General features: G+C 52.9%; 17 protein-coding genes. 11 read left to right on the top strand and 6 right to left on the bottom strand.

Translation table 11 applies throughout. The features are described from left to right. Window positions 1-16 precede the first annotated feature (16 nt). On the top strand, window positions 17-214 hold the full coding sequence (locus tag LCD46_11950; protein ID UOY68832.1) for a hypothetical protein: 198 nt from the start codon (window positions 17-19) through the stop codon (window positions 212-214). A gap of 3 nt (window positions 215-217) precedes the next feature. Continuing rightward, window positions 218-625: a GFA family protein gene (locus LCD46_11945; GenBank protein UOY68831.1), complete on the top strand. Its 408-nt coding sequence runs from the start codon at window positions 218-220 to the stop codon at window positions 623-625. A 289-nt stretch (window positions 626-914) separates the two neighbouring features. Here the strand turns inward: LCD46_11945 and ompC are convergent, their stop codons facing one another. Both ompC and nifJ read right to left on the bottom strand, forming a co-directional pair. Next, window positions 915-2,024 (bottom strand): porin OmpC, encoded by a 1,110-nt coding sequence (gene ompC / locus LCD46_11940; GenBank protein UOY68830.1) that lies wholly within the window; start codon window positions 2,022-2,024, stop codon window positions 915-917. Window positions 2,025-2,413: 389 nt separating this feature from the next. Then, window positions 2,414-5,938 carry a pyruvate:ferredoxin (flavodoxin) oxidoreductase gene (gene nifJ / locus LCD46_11935; GenBank protein UOY68829.1) on the bottom strand — a complete coding sequence of 1,175 codons (3,525 nt, stop codon included), beginning with the start codon at window positions 5,936-5,938 and terminating at the stop codon, window positions 2,414-2,416. A gap of 271 nt (window positions 5,939-6,209) precedes the next feature. Between nifJ and LCD46_11930 the strand changes: the two genes are divergently transcribed. Then, on the top strand, window positions 6,210-6,476 hold the full coding sequence (locus LCD46_11930) for a DUF333 domain-containing protein (GenBank protein UOY68828.1): 267 nt from the start codon (window positions 6,210-6,212) through the stop codon (window positions 6,474-6,476). On the opposite strand, the gene hslJ is transcribed toward LCD46_11930, so the two are convergent. From hslJ to LCD46_11910, 4 genes are all read right to left on the bottom strand, one after another. Further along, window positions 6,477-6,914 carry a heat shock protein HslJ gene (hslJ, locus tag LCD46_11925; protein ID UOY68827.1) on the bottom strand — a complete coding sequence of 146 codons (438 nt, stop codon included), beginning with the start codon at window positions 6,912-6,914 and terminating at the stop codon, window positions 6,477-6,479. 127 nt (window positions 6,915-7,041) lie between these two features. After that, window positions 7,042-7,170 (bottom strand): DUF2474 domain-containing protein, encoded by a 129-nt coding sequence (locus tag LCD46_11920; GenBank protein ID UOY68826.1) that lies wholly within the window; start codon window positions 7,168-7,170, stop codon window positions 7,042-7,044. Next, window positions 7,170-8,180 carry a cytochrome d ubiquinol oxidase subunit II gene (cydB, locus tag LCD46_11915; GenBank protein ID UOY68825.1) on the bottom strand — a complete coding sequence of 337 codons (1,011 nt, stop codon included), beginning with the start codon at window positions 8,178-8,180 and terminating at the stop codon, window positions 7,170-7,172. The genes LCD46_11920 and cydB overlap by 1 nt, the downstream gene beginning before the upstream one ends. After that, window positions 8,180-9,580 (bottom strand): cytochrome ubiquinol oxidase subunit I, encoded by a 1,401-nt coding sequence (locus LCD46_11910; protein ID UOY68824.1) that lies wholly within the window; start codon window positions 9,578-9,580, stop codon window positions 8,180-8,182. The genes cydB and LCD46_11910 overlap by 1 nt, the downstream gene beginning before the upstream one ends. A 393-nt stretch (window positions 9,581-9,973) precedes the next feature. On the opposite strand from LCD46_11910, the gene LCD46_11905 reads away from it, so the two are divergent. The 8 genes from LCD46_11905 to LCD46_11870 all read left to right on the top strand — a co-directional run bounded on the left by LCD46_11905 (window position 9,974) and on the right by LCD46_11870 (window position 17,650). Next, window positions 9,974-10,162 (top strand): cold-shock protein, encoded by a 189-nt coding sequence (locus tag LCD46_11905; protein UOY68823.1) that lies wholly within the window; start codon window positions 9,974-9,976, stop codon window positions 10,160-10,162. Between the two features lie 82 nt (window positions 10,163-10,244). Next, window positions 10,245-11,654, top strand: coding sequence for a PLP-dependent aminotransferase family protein (locus LCD46_11900; GenBank protein UOY68822.1), 1,410 nt, complete (start codon window positions 10,245-10,247; stop codon window positions 11,652-11,654). 273 nt (window positions 11,655-11,927) lie between these two features. Beyond that, entirely contained in the window at window positions 11,928-13,073 is a 1,146-nt protein-coding gene (locus LCD46_11895) for an ABC transporter substrate-binding protein (GenBank protein ID UOY68821.1), read from the top strand. Between the two features lie 17 nt (window positions 13,074-13,090). Then, window positions 13,091-14,104, top strand: a complete 1,014-nt coding sequence (locus LCD46_11890; GenBank protein UOY68820.1) for an ABC transporter ATP-binding protein — start codon at window positions 13,091-13,093, stop codon at window positions 14,102-14,104. A 1-nt stretch (window position 14,105) separates the two neighbouring features. After that, window positions 14,106-15,050, top strand: a complete 945-nt coding sequence (locus LCD46_11885; GenBank protein UOY68819.1) for an ABC transporter permease — start codon at window positions 14,106-14,108, stop codon at window positions 15,048-15,050. Next, the gene (locus tag LCD46_11880) at window positions 15,040-15,846 is read left to right on the top strand and encodes an ABC transporter permease (GenBank protein UOY68818.1); all 807 of its coding nucleotides are present in this window, start codon (window positions 15,040-15,042) and stop codon (window positions 15,844-15,846) included. Before LCD46_11885 ends, LCD46_11880 begins: the two co-directional genes overlap by 11 nt. A 24-nt stretch (window positions 15,847-15,870) precedes the next feature. Further along, window positions 15,871-17,295 (top strand): aminobutyraldehyde dehydrogenase, encoded by a 1,425-nt coding sequence (gene patD / locus LCD46_11875; protein UOY68817.1) that lies wholly within the window; start codon window positions 15,871-15,873, stop codon window positions 17,293-17,295. Window positions 17,296-17,476: 181 nt separating this feature from the next. After that, a complete protein-coding gene (locus tag LCD46_11870; GenBank protein ID UOY68816.1) occupies window positions 17,477-17,650 on the top strand; it encodes a GhoT/OrtT family toxin in 174 nt (57 codons plus the stop codon). The last annotated feature ends 26 nt before the right edge of the window (window positions 17,651-17,676 follow it).

Below are 17,676 nucleotides of genomic sequence, written 5' to 3'. Positions count from 1 at the left end.
AAAAGGGAGCTCGAATATGCAAAACAAAGATGAACAAACAGGTTTAGTGGGGCTGGCGATCGGTGCCGCCGTCATTGGGCTGGTTTCAGCGCAGAAACCGATCGATCGCGATAGCATCGTCAATGAACTGGTCAGGCTAGGCAGGCAGAAGGGAGACGGCGTTGAAGATGAGGTTTTCGTTAAGGCTGCTGCGCTTGTGAGGAAAGGGGTGTAACCGATGGGTGAACTTCGTCATGCGCAGTGCCATTGTGGCGCGGTGGTATTTACCGTCGCACTGTCTGATGGCTTTAATACTGCGCGGCGCTGCAGCTGTTCTTTTTGCCGAATGCGGGGGGCTGTGGCGGTATCCGCGCCGTTATCGGGGATTACCGTAACCAAAGGGGAGGATAAGCTCACGGAGTACCGATTTAACACGGGTACGGCCCGGCATTTCTTCTGCTCAATATGCGGGATTTATACGTTCCATCAGCGGCGTTCCAACCCGAACGAATACGGTGTGAATGTTGCCTGTTTTGAAAACGTATCGCCGTTCGACTTCCCGGAGGTTACGGTGATGGACGGGGTTAACCATCCTATGGACGGGGATAGTGGGGTTTTTGGCTATCTCTCTTTCCGCAAAAAATGAGTGTTTTCAGGATTAAGGCTAACCGCCATCCAGGTGGTTCAGAAGAGTGCTGAGGTGACCAACGATATCACCAAAATCAAAAATTAGCGCCATCCACAGAAGCGCTAAAAGAGTAAGTACTGCAACGGATACACGACTTAACAACGCTGTTGTCCTTAGTGATGAAAGGGCTAAACCGTAAGTGTAACCAGCTTTCTTTCAACTTACTCTCAACCAGTTCGTCAGAAACTCTCCATTTTGTGACGTGGCTCAAAAAAATGGGCCCGCATAATTTTACGGGCCCGGACAATTAGAACTGGTACACCAGGCCTAACGCAACAACATCATCGGTACCGATGCCGTTGTTCTTGTAGAAACTTTCATCTTCGTCCAGCAGGTTGATTTTATAATCAACATAGGTGGACATGTTTTTGTTGAAATAATAGGTCGCACCTACTTCAGCATATTTAACCAGATCCTGATCGCCCTGGCCGTTGCCCAGGTCTTTACCTTTAGACTGCAGGTAGGACAGGGTTGGACGCAGACCGAAGTCGAACTGGTATTGCGCGGTGATTTCGAAGTTCTGAGTTTTGTTCGCCACGGCGTCGGTATTATCACCATAAGGCGTCATGTTACGGGTTTCAGAATACATTGCCGCCAGGTAGATATTATTGGCGTCATATTTCAGACCAGCAGTCCAGGCATCGGCTTTGTCACCACCAGCCGTGGTATTCATGACCTGCTCGTTGGTACGGTCAGAAGAGGTATAGGCCGCACCTGCGCTGATCCCCATCCCAAAGTCATAGGTGGTAGAGATACCGAAGCCGTCACCGTTTTCATGGCGTGTGTCACGGCCATTGTTGGTACCTTCCTGGTTGTTGCTGGCGTCTTCATTCTTACCCTGATACTGCAGAGCAAAGTTCAGGCCCGGTACCAGACCATAGAAGTCGGTGTTACGGTAGGTTGCTACACCGTTCGCACGACCGGTCATAAAGTTGTCAGCTTTGGTGTAGGAGTCGCCACCGAACTCTGGCAGCATATCTGTCCAGCCTTCAATGTCGTACAGAACGCCATAATTACGGCCGTAATCGAAGGAACCGTAGTCACCCACTTTTACGCCCGCGAAGGCCAGACGTGTCCAGGACTGGTTATCTGAACCTTCAGTATTGTTCGCCTGAATGTTGTATTCCCACTGAGCGTAACCGGTCATCATGTTGTTGATTTGGGTTTCACCTTTGAAACCCAAACGCATGTAGGTCTGATCGCCATCAGCGCCTTTATCGTCGGAGAAATAGTGCAGACCATCTACTTTTCCGTACAGATCTAATTTGTTGCCGTCTTTATTATAAATCTCTGCTGCATGCGCAGCACCAGCCATTAACAGAGCCGGAATCATCAGAGCCAGTACTTTTCTTTGCATTGTGATATTCCTTTGCAGTTGTTTTTATTTAATTACCTGTTGAACTTTCCGAATGAGAAAGTTGTCCCATGCTAAATCACTCCAGTGTAAGAGTAATAAAGTATAATTGTTACGAACTAAGTAAAATCTAAACTGAATAAAACGACGGAAATGATCATTGGTTTAATGAATAATTCGTGATGAATTATATAAAATAAAAATTATTAATAAGGGATTAAGTAAGCTAGTCTCTGTGCTGTTATATGCCTTTAAGATTATTTATCCATAATTTACATGAATGCTATTTAGTTTTCTAAATAGATATTTATTAATTAACTGGATTGGCCCGATGTGATTACATCGGGCTTTTTTTATGGCAAAAAAATGCCCGGACTAGCCGGGCGGGGGGATTAATCGCTGGTTGATTTTTCGGCTTTACCGGCCATATGCGCCAGGAAATCATACCGTTTTTGCAGGTCAGCGGCGGCATCTTTCCATAACTGTTCAGCGACCTCAGGCTGTTGCGCATTGAGGCGGCGGAAGCGTTGCTCCTGCATTAACGTTTCGGCCAGGGCATCTGACGGTGGACGCGAATCCAGCGCCAGCGGTAACTTGCCCTCGTCCGCACGGCGCGGATCGAACCGGTAAAGAGGCCAGAATCCGGTAGCCGTCAGCTGACGCATCTGATCGTGGCTGAGTGCCAGGTCGTAGCCATGCTCTTCGCATGGGCTGTAAGCAATAATCAACGACGGGCCTGGATACGCTTCCGCCTCCTGAATGGCTTTCACCGTCTGGTTAAGTTGCGCACCCAGCGAGATTTGCGCGACGTAAACGTGACCGTACATCATCATGCTCACACCGAGATCTTTGCGCGCCTTACGTTTTCCGTGTTCACCAAATTTTGTGACGGCGCCCAACGGCGTAGCCTTTGATGCCTGACCGCCGGTATTGGAATAACACTGCGTATCCAGGACCAGAATATTGACGTTTTCGGTCAGGCTCAATACGTGATCCAGCCCGCCAAAACCAATATCGTAAGCCCAGCCGTCACCACCAATCAGCCAGATCGATTTTTCAACCAGGGCGTCAGCGTCAGTCAGAAGTTGTTCTGCACCTGCCACCCCCTGAAGGGCATGCCGCAGCTCAGCAACTTGCTCGCGACGAACTTCTGGTGTGGCTTCTGCGCGTAGTGCCTCATTGAGCTCAGCAGGGATCTGCCCGGCAAACTGTTCCAGCAAACGCATCACTCGAGCGCGATGCTGGTCGACGGTCAGACGGAAGCCGAGACCAAATTCGGCATTATCTTCGAACAATGAGTTTGCCCATGCCGGGCCTCGACCATTCGCGTCGGTGGTGTACGGCGTGGAGGGCAGGTTACCGCCGTAGATAGATGAACAGCCGGTGGCATTGGCAATCAACATCCGGTCGCCGTAGAGCTGAGTCAGCAGCTTAATATAAGGCGTTTCACCGCAGCCAGAGCAGGCACCGGAGTACTCGAATAACGGCGTGATGAGCTGCGACGTTCGAATATCAATACGTTCCAGCTTGCTGCGATCGATTTCCGGTAAGTTCAGGAAGAAGTCATAGTTTACTTTTTCTTCTTCAACGTGCTCCAGACGCGACATCATATTGATGGCTTTGATATTCGGGTCCTGTCTGTCTTTCGCCGGGCACACCTCAACGCACAGATTACAACCGGTACAATCTTCAGGTGCGACCTGCAGAACGTATTTCTGTCCGCGCATATCACGCGATTTCACATCCAGAGAATGCAGGCTGGCCGGGGCATCCGCCATTGCTTCCGGGGAAACCACTTTGGCGCGAATGGCCGAATGTGGGCATGCCGCTACACAGTGATTGCACTGGGTACACAGATCTTCTTTCCAGATGGGTATCTCTTCGGCGATGTTGCGTTTTTCCCACCGCGTGGTCCCCATTGGCCAGGTCCCATCTGGCGGCAGGGCAGAGACGGGAAGGGCATCGCCCAGCCCGGCCAGCATTGCCGCCGTCACGGTCTTAACGAAATCAGGCGCCGCATCAGATACCACCGGAGGACGATTTGGACTTGCAGCATTTACTGGTTGCAGCGCTACTTCAAACAGAGATTCGCGAGCGAGTGCCAGCGCCTGCCAGTTGCGTTCGACCAGTTCCTGCCCCTTGCTGCTGTAGCTTTTGGCAATTGCGCCCTGCAGTTCCATGAGTGCGCTGTCGCCAGGCAGGATGTTGGTCAGATGGAAAAAGGCCATTTGCATAACGGTATTAATACGCGCGGCCAGACCACATTCGCGGGCAATTTTCGCAGCGTTAACCACATAAAAACGGGCTTTCTTCTGGTTGAGGACCGCCTGTACCTCCTGCGGCAGACGCGCCCAGACTTCGTCTGCACTGTATGGCGTATTCAGCAGGAAAATACCGCCGGGTTTCAGGCGCTCGGCCATCTGGTATTTATCAATAAACTGCAGCTGGTGGCAGCCAACAAAATCAGCCTGCGAAATAAGATAAGCCGAGCGGATGGGGTGTTCACTCACGCGCAGGTGGGAAACGGTCAGACCACCGGCTTTTTTGGAGTCATAGACGAAGTATCCCTGGGCATACCACGGGGTAGAATTGCCGATGATTTTGATGTTGTTTTTGGTCGCCGAGACGCTGCCGTCGCTGCCCAGACCATAGAACAGCGCCTCAAGTTTGGCATTCGATGGTAACGTATTTTCTGGCAAAGCCAGGGAAAGGTTAGTCACATCATCATAAATGCCGACCGTAAAGCGAGGCTTCGGTTTCGCTTCATTTAACTCGTTAAATATCGCCAGCACGCAGTCCGGTCCAAACTCCTTGGAGGACAAACCATATCGGCCGCCGATCACGCGCGGTAGCGTTTCACGTTCGCCGTTATTAAATGCTTCAGCCAGGGCGGTCATGACATCCAGATACAGGGGTTCCGCGTGTGCGCCGGGCTCTTTGGTACGGTCAAGTACCGCCACAGCACGTGCGCTTTCAGGTAGGGCAGAAAGCAGATGTTTAGCTGAGAACGGACGATAGAGACGCACCTTAAGCACGCCAACTTTTTCGCCGCGCGTCAGCAGCTCGTCAACCACCTCTTCACAGGTTCCAATGGCGGATCCCATCAGCACAATCACGCGTTCTGCCTGCGGGTGGCCGTAGTACTCGAACGGTTTGTATTCTCGACCGGTTGCGGCGGCAAAGTCAGCCATCGCCTGTTCAACATGGGCGTAAACCGCGTTGTACCATGGGTTCGTGGCTTCACGGGACTGGAAATAGGTATCTGGATTCGCTGAAGTCCCACGGATCACCGGATGCTCCGGGTTAAGGGCGCGGGCGCGGTGCGCGTCGATTTCCGCCTGCGGCAGAAGATTCAGAATAGTGTCGTCAGCCAGCGGGACAATTTTGTTGATTTCGTGAGAGGTGCGGAAACCATCAAAGAAGTGAATAAATGGAACGCGACTTTTCAGCGTGGCGATATGCGAAATTAAGGCAAAGTCTTGTGCTTCCTGTACGCTGCTGGCACAAAGCATCGCGCAGCCCGTCTGGCGCACGGCCATCACGTCGGAGTGGTCACCGAAGATGGAAAGGGCGTGGGTGGCGATGGTTCGTGCCGCAACATGCAGAACAAAGGGGGTGAGTTGACCGGCGAGCTTGTACAGCGTCGGGATCATCAATAGCAATCCCTGAGAAGAGGTAAACGACGTGGAGAGCGCGCCTGTCTGAAGCGCACCATGTACCGTGGCAATCGCACCGGCTTCAGACTGCATTTCAACCACTCTTGGGACATCTCCCCAGACGTTTTTTAAGCCATTTCCCGCCCAGGCATCTGCCTGCTCAGCCATGGTAGAACTTGGCGTAATCGGATAGATGGCGATAACTTCGCTGGTGCGAAACGCGACTGAAGCAACTGCACCATTACCGTCAATAGTTTGCATAGGACGACACCCTTACATTGCGCAAAATTAGAGGGGCAGTCATTAGGCGACTACCCCTGAATATTATCTCTTTAGTCTAGCAAACAGGGGATTCTACAATTTTCGCTTTTGTGTCCTCGGTATTCCCGGCATCAATGAGTAGATCAAACTTTTGCCAAAAAAATTGCGAGAAAGTGTTTCAGGAGCGCATAAATACGCACTTCCGCTCTCGACGACACGGGATGTGATGCCTATTATGCATAGGTTTCGCATTATTCATGGGGGAGAGAGCATGCGCTCAGCATTTTTGGTAGGGTGTGCGGCGTTATTATTGTCGGCATGTAGCAGTGAACCAGTCCAGCAGGCAACGGCGGCCCACGTGGCGCCTGGAATGAAAGCGGCGATGTCCAGCTCCGGCCAGGCCAACTGCGCGATGATTGGCGGTTCGTTGTCTGTTGCCCGCCAGCTTGACGGTTCTGCTATCGGGATGTGCGCCTTGCCAAACGGCAAACGCTGCAGCGAACAGTCGCTTGCCGTTGGAACTTGCGGTAACTACTGATTATTCTGCACGCTTAAACAACAGCGTTTTATCGGCTGTCGCCAGCGTTAACTGGTCTTCTGTCAGGTCGACCTGCGCCCCTTTGCGCAGCATGTCGCCGATAGCGCGATCCAGCTCGTTAAGCTGTGGTTCAGTACAAAGTTTACGCGTCATGGCCAGACCGCTGACTTTCAGCTCGCCTTCGGATAATTTCCCCTGCCCGTTGAAGCGATTACACATCAGGCCTGAAACACGAATGTTATTCACCAGGCTAATATCTGGCAGGGCGCTAAAGCTGATCTCAGGTTGCGTTGCTGTGGCCTTCACGGCTTTACCGTCCACATTTTCCAGAACAAAGCGATGATTCTTCAGTTGCTCCGGCTGAACGGAAGCTTTCCCCGGATTAACGCAACCGGAGAGGACCAGGCTAATAACGCTTAACGCAATGAGCTTTTTCATTTTTCGTCTCAAACTATAAATACTGTGAATCTTTTTCCAGTGTAACGATACGCTGTCGTGCGTTAATGGGGTTTATCTGAAAGTGCGGGCAGGTGTCGGGCAACGAAGACGTTGCCCGACATGAAGATTAGTGAGATTTAAACCCTGCGGCCGTCATCAACATACGAAAGAACATACTGACCGCAGCCAGCGCCAGTACGCTTCCGCCCCAGATAATGGCCAGCCACATCAATCTTTTCCAGACAGGTTGTTGCATCAGTGATAACCCTCCCCATGCTGAACTTTTCCGCGAAACACGTAGTAACTCCAGAAGGTGTAGACCAGGATAATGGGAATGATCAACAACGCGCCCACCAGCATAAAGCCCTGGCTTTGCGTCGGCGCGGCGGCCTGCCACAGGGTGATTGACGGTGGAATGATATGCGGCCAGATGCTTATCCCAAGACCGCTAAAGCCGAGGAATATCAATCCTAACGTCAGGATGAATGGGCGATTATGGCTTGCAGGATTATTGAGGCAACGCCACTGATACAGACTCAGAAGCACCACCAGCACCGGAACAGGCAACAGGTAAAACAGATTCGGCAGCGTGAACCAGCGCGCGGCGATGGCTGGCTGCGCCAGCGGTGTCCAGATACTGATTGCGGCAATGAAGGCCAGAAGAATGATTAACAGCGTTCTGGATACCCCACGCATCCGCTGCTGAAGGGCATTTTCGCTTTTCATCACCAGCCATGTAGAGCCTAACAGTGCATAGGCCACCACCAGACCGGCACCGCAGAACAGGTTAAACGCGGTGAACCAGTCAAAGGGCCCGCCAGTATAGGCCCGGCCAGTCACGGTAAAGCCGTTGATCACTGCGCCCACCGTGACACCCTGGGTAAACGTAGCCAGAATTGAACCACCAATAAACGCTTTATCCCAGAAGGGACGGTGCGCCGGCGTTGCTTTAAAGCGAAACTCGAATGCTACGCCACGGAAAATAAGTCCGATCAGCATTAATGTCAGCGGGATGGTGAGGGCATCAATGATCACCGCATAGGCCAGTGGAAATGCACCGAACAGGGCCGCACCGCCGAGCACCAGCCAGGTTTCATTTCCGTCCCAGACCGGGGCGACGCTGTTGACCATCACATCGCGATCGTCGGCATTTTGTGTCGCCGGAAACAGAATACCCATCCCGAGATCAAAACCGTCCATCACGATATACATCAGTGTGGCGAAGACGATGATGACAAACCAGATAATGGAAAGATCGATACCCATTATGGCTGCTCCTTATGTTCAGTTGTGACGGCAGAGAGTGGGCGTGCCGGACGTCCGTCTGATTCGGTGGCATAAGATTCATGAGGCTGCGGACCTTTCCTGATAAGGCGCACCATATAGCTGTAACCCACGCCAAACACCGAGGTGTAAACGACGAAAAATGCCAGCAAACTCACGCTCATATGCAGGTCACCATGCGCTGAAACCGCATCTTTCGTTCGCTGCAGACCATAAACAACCCACGGCTGGCGGCCCACTTCGGTGGTGATCCATCCGGCCAGAATCGCAATCAGCCCGGATGGCCCCATCAACAGGGCAAACCACAGGAAAGGGCGAGAAGCGTAAACACGCTTTTTATAGCGTAACCACAGCGCCACAACGCCGAGCAGCAACATCAGCATGCCTAAGCCGGCCATAATGCGGAATGACCAGAAGACGATGGTCGAGTTCGGGCGGTCTTCCTTCGGGAACTCCTTGAGAGCCGGAACCTGTTTATCCAGGCTGTGCGTCAGGATAAGACTCCCCAGCGCAGGGATCTCCAGACCAAAGCGGGTGCGTTCCTGTTCCATATCCGGCCAGCCAAAAAGCAGCAGCGGGGTGGGTTCTCCTGGCGGGTTTTCCCAATGACCTTCAATGGCGGCGATTTTAGCGGGCTGGTGCTTTAGCGTGTTCAACCCGTGCATATCACCAACCATGGCCTGGATGGGGGCGACAATTAGCGTCATCCACAGCGCCATAGAAAACATCGCGCGGATGGCTGGAGTATTATTCCCGCGCAGCAGATGCCATGCCGCGGAAGCGCCGACAAATAACGCGCTGCTGAGGAACGCGGCTATCGACATATGCAGCAGTCGGTAAGGGAAGGAGGGGTTAAATACCACGGCGAACCAATCCACCGGCACGACCTGACCGTTGACGATCTCATAGCCTTGCGGGGTCTGCATCCAGCTGTTTGATGAGAGGATCCAGAAGGTGGAGATAATGGTCCCCAGTGCCACCATGCAGGTGGCGAAGAAGTGCAAACCAGGCCCGACTTTGTTCCAGCCGAAAAGCATCACACCAAGGAAACCTGCTTCCAGGAAGAAGGCGGTCAGCACTTCATAGGTCAGCAGCGGGCCGGTAATACTGCCCGCAAACTGCGAAAATCCACTCCAGTTGGTACCAAACTGGTAGGCCATCACCAGACCGGAGACAACGCCCATACCAAAGTTAACGGCAAAAATCTTCGACCAGAAATGGTACAGCGAGCGCCAGACCGGATTTTTGGTTTTAAGCCACAGGCCTTCGAGCACGGCAAGATAGCTTGCCAGGCCGATGGTGATGGCCGGGAAAATGATGTGAAAGGATACGGTAAAAGCAAACTGTATCCGTGCAAGATGAAAAGCATCTAAACCAAACATGCACAACCTCAATGTCAAACGGTGTGCTGTTATGCTATAGGGGCAGAAATCAAACTATCAGAGGCAGAAAAGTAAAATTTATCTATAACAGTTGGAGGAATAATCAGGAATTGAACATCTGATATACATCGTGTTTTTGAATAAAAAATTTATTTTTATGAATTTTACGCATGAAACTGCTTGCTTTGTCTTCAACACCATGCGTTAATGACCTTCTGGTTTTGAGTCCAAAAAAATATCTGACGTAGTTTTATAAAGTAGTCCTCATCACGTTGTGCCTCTCCGCAGCCGCTCCTGGTTCTCTTTCTACACTCCGATTAGTTTTTGTTTCAAACCACTATCGCCTGAAAGGCCCATTAGCAATTTACGTTTTAACGTTCACAGGAGAATCCTATGACTTCTTACATTCATTTCCGCTGCCCATGCTGTCATGGTTCGCAGTACCGTACCTCAGTCTTTGATGTGTCTGAGAAAAACCCGTTTGGCGCGAAATGCATTTTTTGCAAATCGTCGATGATTACGCTCGATCACCTGACCGTTGCACATTCAGCCCAGAGCCACGTTATCGAGTACCGCAAGTAATCAACACCGCTTTTCATAACAGTTAGCAAAAACTTCTCTTTTTCTCCTGCTGATATACACTGTCGGCATTAAGGAGAATCTGATGAAAAAATACCAGCGTCTGGCGCAACAAATTATCTCGCAGATTGAGCTTGGCGTATGGTTGCCGGGCGATAAGTTGCCTTCTCTGCGCGAGCAGGTGGTGAGCAGCGGCATGAGTTTTATGACCGTTGGCCACGCGTACCAGATGCTGGAAAGTCAGGGGCGCATCGTCGCCAGACCACAGTCGGGCTATTACGTTGCCTCGCGCCCGACGACACAACAGCCTGCTCCGCCTGCCCAGGTGATGCGTGACGAAGCGGTCGATATCAACACCTATATCTTCGACGTATTGCAGGCCAGCCGCGATCCATCGGTTGTTCCTTTTGCTTCCGCGTTTCCCGATCCCCGACTTTTCCCGCTTCAGCAGCTCAACCGTTCGCTGGCGAATGTCAGTAAAACGGCGACCGCAATGAGCGTCATTGAAAATTTACCTCCGGGTAATGTTGATCTCCGCCACGCCATTGCTCGTCGCTATGCCCAGCAGGGGATGAACATCTCACCGGAAGAGATCGTCATTACCGCTGGCGCACTTGAAGCGCTGAATCTCAGTTTGCAGGCAGTGACTGAACCCGGGGATTGGGTGATTGTCGAGAATCCCTGTTTCTACGGCGCATTGCAGGCGCTGGAACGCCTGAAACTCAAGGCGCTGTCGGTTGCGACGGATGTCCGCGAGGGGATCGACCTGAATGCGCTTGAGCAGGCGCTGAATGAATACCCGGTAAAAGCCTGCTGGCTCATGACCAATGGGCAAAACCCGCTTGGCTTTACGCTGAGTGCCGAGAAAAAAGCGCATCTGGTGGCGCTGTTAACGAAACATAACGTCACCCTGATTGAGGATGATGTCTATAGCGAGCTTTACTTCGGCCGGGAAAAACCGCTTCCGGCGAAGGCCTGGGACCGGGAGGAGATGACGCTTCACTGCTCATCGTTTTCGAAATGTCTGGTGGCGGGGTTTCGTATCGGCTGGGTGGCGGCGGGAAAACACGCACGCCGTATTCAGCAGCTTCAACTGATGAGCACGTTATCGACCAGTTCTCCGATGCAACTGGCGCTGGTGGACTATCTGGCGACTAAACGTTACGACGCGCATCTGCGCCGCCTGCGACGCACGCTGGCCGAGCGAAAGCAGCAGGCCTGGCAATCCCTTTTGCGGCATATGCCTGCCGGGGTCAAAATTCACCATAATGATAGCGGCTACTTTTTATGGCTGGAGCTTCCGGCGCAGCTGGATGCAGGGCTGCTTAGCGAAAAGGCCTTAATTCACCACATTAGCATTGCCCCCGGAAAGATGTTTTCCACCTCTGACGCCTGGACGCCATTCTTTCGTTTTAATACCTCCTGGGCATGGGGGGAGCGTGAAGAACAGGCGGTTATTCAGTTGGGGAAATTAATTAGCAGTATGCTGAAATAAACTTTTCTTACCTTCATTTAAATAATCATTCCTTATTCGTATGGCGGCACGGCGAATATTTCGTGGCGCCATATCCCAGAAAATCTGCATACCGTCTCCCATCGCTAACTCCTTGTCTATAATCCAGTTAACGGGTAATGCGCCCTCGGTCACACCTTGATGAAATTTCCTTAAGCCGCACGGTGCGGCGCATTTACGCGGTCTACGTTTAATAAGGGAGATATTTTTACGGCACGGCTGCCGCTAAATTCCATTGCGACAGGAGTAACCCTTATGAGCAAAAAATTTGCCCGCAGCAGCCTGTGTGCGCTCGGCATGACTATCATGACAGCGCAAGCCGCAGAACCACCAAAGGCTATCGGTGACGGGGAAGGACGACTGGATATTATTGCCTGGCCGGGATACATCGAACGCGGACAGACGGATAAAAATTATGACTGGGTCACCCAGTTTGAAAAAGAGACCGGGTGCGCGGTCAACGTCAAAACGGCGGCCACGTCGGATGAGATGGTGAGCCTGATGGCGAAAGGGGGATACGACCTGGTCACCGCGTCGGGTGATGCTTCCCTGCGCCTGATCATGGGCAAACGCGTGCAGCCCATTAATCCCGACCTCATCCCCAACTGGAAAACCCTCGATTCACGGATTGTGAAAGGAGAATGGTTTAACGTAGGTGGCAAAGTCTACGGCACTCCCTATCAGTGGGGGCCAAACCTGCTGATGTACAACACCAAAACCTTCCCGACACCGCCGGATAGCTGGGGCGTGGTCTTTACCAAACAGGATCTCCCGGACGGTAAAACCAATCAGGGGCGTGTGCAGGCGTATGACGGCCCGATTTACATCGCCGATGCCGCGCTGTTTGTCAAAGCTACTCAACCGCAACTGGGTATTACCGACCCGTACCAGCTCACGGAGAAACAGTATGCCGCCGTACTCAAGGTGCTTCGCGATCAGCACGCCTTGATCCACCGTTACTGGCATGACACGACCGTACAAATGAGTGACTTCAAAAATGAAGGCGTCGTCGCCTCCAGCGCCTGGCCTTATCAGGCGAATGCCCTGAAAGCTGAGAACCAGCCGATTGCCACCGTCTTCCCGAAAGAAGGGGTTACTGGCTGGGCGGATACCACCATGCTTCACGCGCAGGCAAAACATCCGATGTGCGCCTACAAATGGATGAACTGGTCGCTGACACCGAAGGTGCAGGGCGATCTGGCGGCATGGTTTGGCTCACTGCCTGTGGTTCCTGAAGGGTGTAAAGCCAGTACGTTGCTGGGTGATAAAGGTTGCGAAACAAACGGATATAACGAGTTCGACAAAATCATGTTCTGGAAAACCCCTATCGCTGAAGGCGGCAAATATGTGCCATACAGTCGCTGGACGCAGGATTACATCGCCATCATGGGCGGCCGTTAATCGCCCGGGAGCAGAACATGACGTATGCCGTAGAGTTTAATAACGTTTCTCGTCTGTACGGCGAGGTACGGGCGGTGGATGGGGTCACCATTGCGATTCGTGACGGAGAATTTTTCTCCATGCTGGGGCCTTCGGGCTCCGGCAAAACCACCTGCCTGCGTCTAATTGCTGGTTTTGAACAGCTCTCAGGCGGCACGATCGCTATCTTTGGCAAAGAGGCGAGCGAACTTCCTCCGTGGGAACGGGATGTGAACACCGTATTCCAGGACTATGCGTTGTTCCCGCATATGTCGATCCTCGATAATGTCGCCTATGGGTTGATGGTCAAAGGTGTCGACAAGAAAAAACGCCATGCACAGGCCCGGGATGCCCTGGAAAAAGTGGGCTTAAGCTTTGCCGTAGCCCGTAAGCCCTCACAACTTTCTGGCGGTCAGCGCCAGCGCGTTGCTATTGCACGTGCGTTGGTCAATGAACCACGCGTCTTGCTGCTGGACGAACCTTTAGGCGCACTTGACCTCAAATTGCGCGAGCAGATGCAGTTCGAGCTGAAGAAGCTTCAGCAGGAACTGGGTATCACCTTTATTTTTGTCACCCACGATCAGGGTGAAGCCCTTTCCATGTCAGACCGGGTGGCGGTGTTCAATAACGGACGTATTGAGCAGGTCGATACACCCCGCGATCTCTACATGCGCCCGCGCACCCCGTTTGTGGCCGGTTTTGTCGGCACCTCCAATGTCTTTGATGCTGGCCTTGCGCAGAAAGTCTGTGGTCTGGAAGGTACTTACTCGCTACGTCCTGAGCATATTCGCCTCAATGAGAGCGGTGAAGTTCAGGTTCAGGGCGTCGTGCAGGCGGTACAGTATCAGGGGGCGGCAACACGTCTGGAGCTCAAACTCGCTGATGGGGCAAAACTGCTGGTGAGCCAGGCCAATCTTAGTGATATCACGATGCTGAGTGGCGTTGAGCCGGGGCAGGCAGTGATGGCGTCGTGGTCACGGGATGCCATGATCCGTCTGTCTGAGGAGAGGTGAAATGGATATGAGTGTCGCTCATCCTCCCGCACCACGCAGCCGCTTAAGCCGCATAACGGCTCTGTTCTGGCGAAAGCCATTGCTCGGCTTGTTCCTGCTCCTGCTTGCTCCGCTGATGTGGTTTGGCATCGTCTACTTAGGTTCGCTCCTGACCCTGCTGTGGCAGGGTTTTTACACCTTTGACGACTTCACTATGGCGGTCACGCCGGATCTGACGCTGGCTAATATTCAGGCACTCTTCAACCCGGCAAACTACGATATCATCCTGCGTACGCTGATGATGGCAATCGCGGTCACCATTGCCAGCGCAATCCTGGCATTCCCGATGGCCTGGTATATGGCGCGTTATACCAGCGGTAAGTGGAAAGCATTCTTCTATATCGCGGTGATGCTGCCGATGTGGGCGAGCTATATTGTTAAGGCGTACGCCTGGACTTTACTGCTGGCGAAGGATGGCGTGGCGCAATGGTTTCTCAGCCATATGGGGCTGGAGCCGATCCTGACCTCAATGCTGATGCTACCGGCGATTGGCGGAAACACATTGTCCACCTCAGGGCTAGGGCGGTTTCTGGTCTTCGTCTACATCTGGTTGCCGTTTATGATCCTGCCCGTACAGGCGGCGCTGGAACGGTTGCCCGCTTCTTTACTGCAGGCCTCGGCCGATCTCGGTGCGCGTCCCCGTCAGACCTTTCGTTATGTCGTTTTACCGCTGGCGATCCCGGGTATTGCCGCAGGGTCAATATTCACCTTTTCCCTGACGCTGGGGGATTTCATTGTTCCGCAGCTGGTAGGGCCGCCGGGCTATTTCATCGGGAACATGGTCTATTCTCAGCAGGGGGCGATCGGCAATATGCCCATGGCCGCGGCGTTTACTCTGGTTCCCATCGTGCTTATTTCTCTCTATCTGGCGTTCGTGAAACGTCTGGGAGCATTCGATGCACTCTGAACGCGCACCGTTGTTCCTGAAAGTGGCAGCATGGGGAGGGGTAATCTTCCTGCACTTCCCGCTGCTGATTATCGCGACCTATGCCTTTAACACCGAAGACGCTGCGTTCAGTTTCCCGCCACAGGGGTTGACGCTGAAGTGGTTTAGCGTGGCGGCAGGGCGCGGCGATATTATTGAATCCGTGACGTTGTCACTTCAAATTGCCGCCTTATCCACCGCAATTGCCCTCGTGCTTGGCACGCTTGCTGCAGCGGCACTGTGGCGCAGTGAGTTTTTCGGCAAAAACGCGATCTCATTGTTGTTGATGTTGCCGATTGCGCTACCGGGGATCATCACCGGTCTGGCGCTACTGACAGCATTTAAGGCTATCAACCTCGAACCGGGATTTTTCACCATCGTGGTCGGACACGCCACCTTCTGTGTGGTGGTGGTGTTTAACAACGTGATTGCCCGGTTCAGACGTACCTCCTGGAGTCTGGTTGAGGCGTCGATGGATCTGGGGGCTGACGGCTGGCAAACCTTCCGGTATGTCGTGCTGCCCAATCTTGGCTCAGCGCTATTGGCCGGGGGCATGCTGGCGTTTGCGCTGTCGTTCGACGAGATCATCGTCACAACATTTACCGCGGGACACGAGCGTACGTTACCGCTGTGGTTACTCAATCAGCTCGGGCGTCCACGCGACGTGCCGGTCACCAACGTTGTTGCACTGTTGGTGATGCTGGTGACGACCATCCCCATTCTGGGAGCCTGGTGGCTAACCCGCGACGGCGAGAACATTGCCGGTAGCGGGAAATAACTTTAATTTCAACAGGATAATGCTATGCAAAAACATCTGCTGATAAAGGGTGAACTGGTTGCCGGAGAAGGAGAAAAACAGCCGGTTTATAACCCTGCCACCGGAGAGGTACTGCTGGAGATTGCGGAAGCCTCGCCTGCTCAGGTCGATGCGGCCGTTCAGGCTGCGGATCGTGCTTTCAGCGACTGGGGGCAAACCACACCTAAAACGCGTGCTGAGTGCCTGCTGAAACTGGCTGATGTCATTGAGGCGCAGGGTGAAGAGTTTGCCAGGCTTGAGTCTCTTAACTGTGGTAAGCCGCTGCACTGTGTTCTGGGTGATGAGATTCCGGCCGTCGTCGACGTTTTTCGTTTCTTTGCCGGGGCTGCGCGTTGCCTGAACGGGCTGGCCGCCGGAGAATATCTTGATGGCCACACCTCGATGATCCGTCGCGACCCGATTGGTGTTGTCGCCTCTATCGCACCGTGGAACTACCCGCTGATGATGGCTGCATGGAAGCTGGCACCTGCGCTGGCGGCCGGTAACTGTGTGGTGATCAAACCCTCTGAAATTACGCCGCTGACAGCCTTAAAACTGGCAGAACTGGCGAAGGATATCTTCCCGGCAGGCGTTCTGAACGTGCTGTTTGGTCGAGGTAAAACGGTAGGTGATCCGCTGACCGGACATGAAAAAGTGCGTATGGTCTCACTGACCGGTTCGATTGCCACCGGGGAACATATCATCGGGCATACCGCATCTTCGATTAAGCGCACCCACATGGAGTTGGGGGGCAAAGCGCCGGTTATCGTCTTTGATGATGCCGATCTCGATGCCGTTGTCGAAGGTGTTCGTACTTTCGGTTTCTACAATGCCGGACAAGACTGTACGGCAGCCTGCCGTATTTATGCCCAGAAGGGGATTTATGCCCGGCTTGTTGAAAAACTGGGGGCAGCAGTAGCCAGCCTCAAAATGGGTGCCCCGGAGGATGCCTCTACCGAGCTTGGGCCGCTGAGTTCGTCCGCCCATCTTTCACGGGTCTGTAAAGCTGTTGATGAGGCGAAAGCGCTCGGCCATATCCGCGTTGTCACGGGAGGCAGTAAAAAAGAGGGGACGGGCTACTACTTCCAGCCAACCCTGCTGGCGGGTGCAAAACAGGAAGATGCCATTGTTCAGCGAGAAGTGTTTGGTCCGGTGGTGAGCGTGACCGAGTTTGACGATGAAGCGCAGGTGCTGGCATGGGCTAACGACTCGCAATATGGCCTGGCATCATCGGTCTGGACCAAAGATGTGGGGCGCGCCCATCGCCTGAGTGCGCGCCTGCAGTACGGATGTACCTGGGTTAACACCCACTTTATGCTGGTGAGCGAAATGCCACATGGCGGCATGAAATTGTCCGGATACGGAAAAGATATGTCGGTTTACGGGCTTGAGGATTATACGGTTGTCCGGCACGTTATGATTAAACACTGACCATCATGCCCGGTCGCTTGCGCGGCCGGGTGTACTCTCATTTCGCCACGAATGTTGCGTAAAATACCCAATTGTTATTAGCCATAATTTTTAAGTGGTTATTCTGTAACGAAAAAACTTGATCTGTATCAACATATGACGCATATTGCGTGCGGTTATTTTTTCGGCTCTGGTATACAGAATGACGTTGTATCAAAAGATGTTGGTTTTTTACGCAATCATGGCTTCCATCTGCGCATTAATTACCTGGTTCCTCTCTAAAGACCGTAAACGTATACGCCTGCTGAGTGCTTTTCTGGTGGGATCTACCTGGCCAATGAGCTTTCCCGTTGCGCTGCTGGTCTCGCTTTTCTGAAGCTCGCTTCCAGTTTTAAAAGATGA

This window comes from Enterobacter ludwigii (assembly GCA_023023105.1).
GTDB lineage: Bacteria > Pseudomonadota > Gammaproteobacteria > Enterobacterales > Enterobacteriaceae > Enterobacter > Enterobacter adelaidei.
Note: the sequence above shows the minus strand (reverse complement) of the source record. Positions and strands in the feature narration are given on the sequence as shown.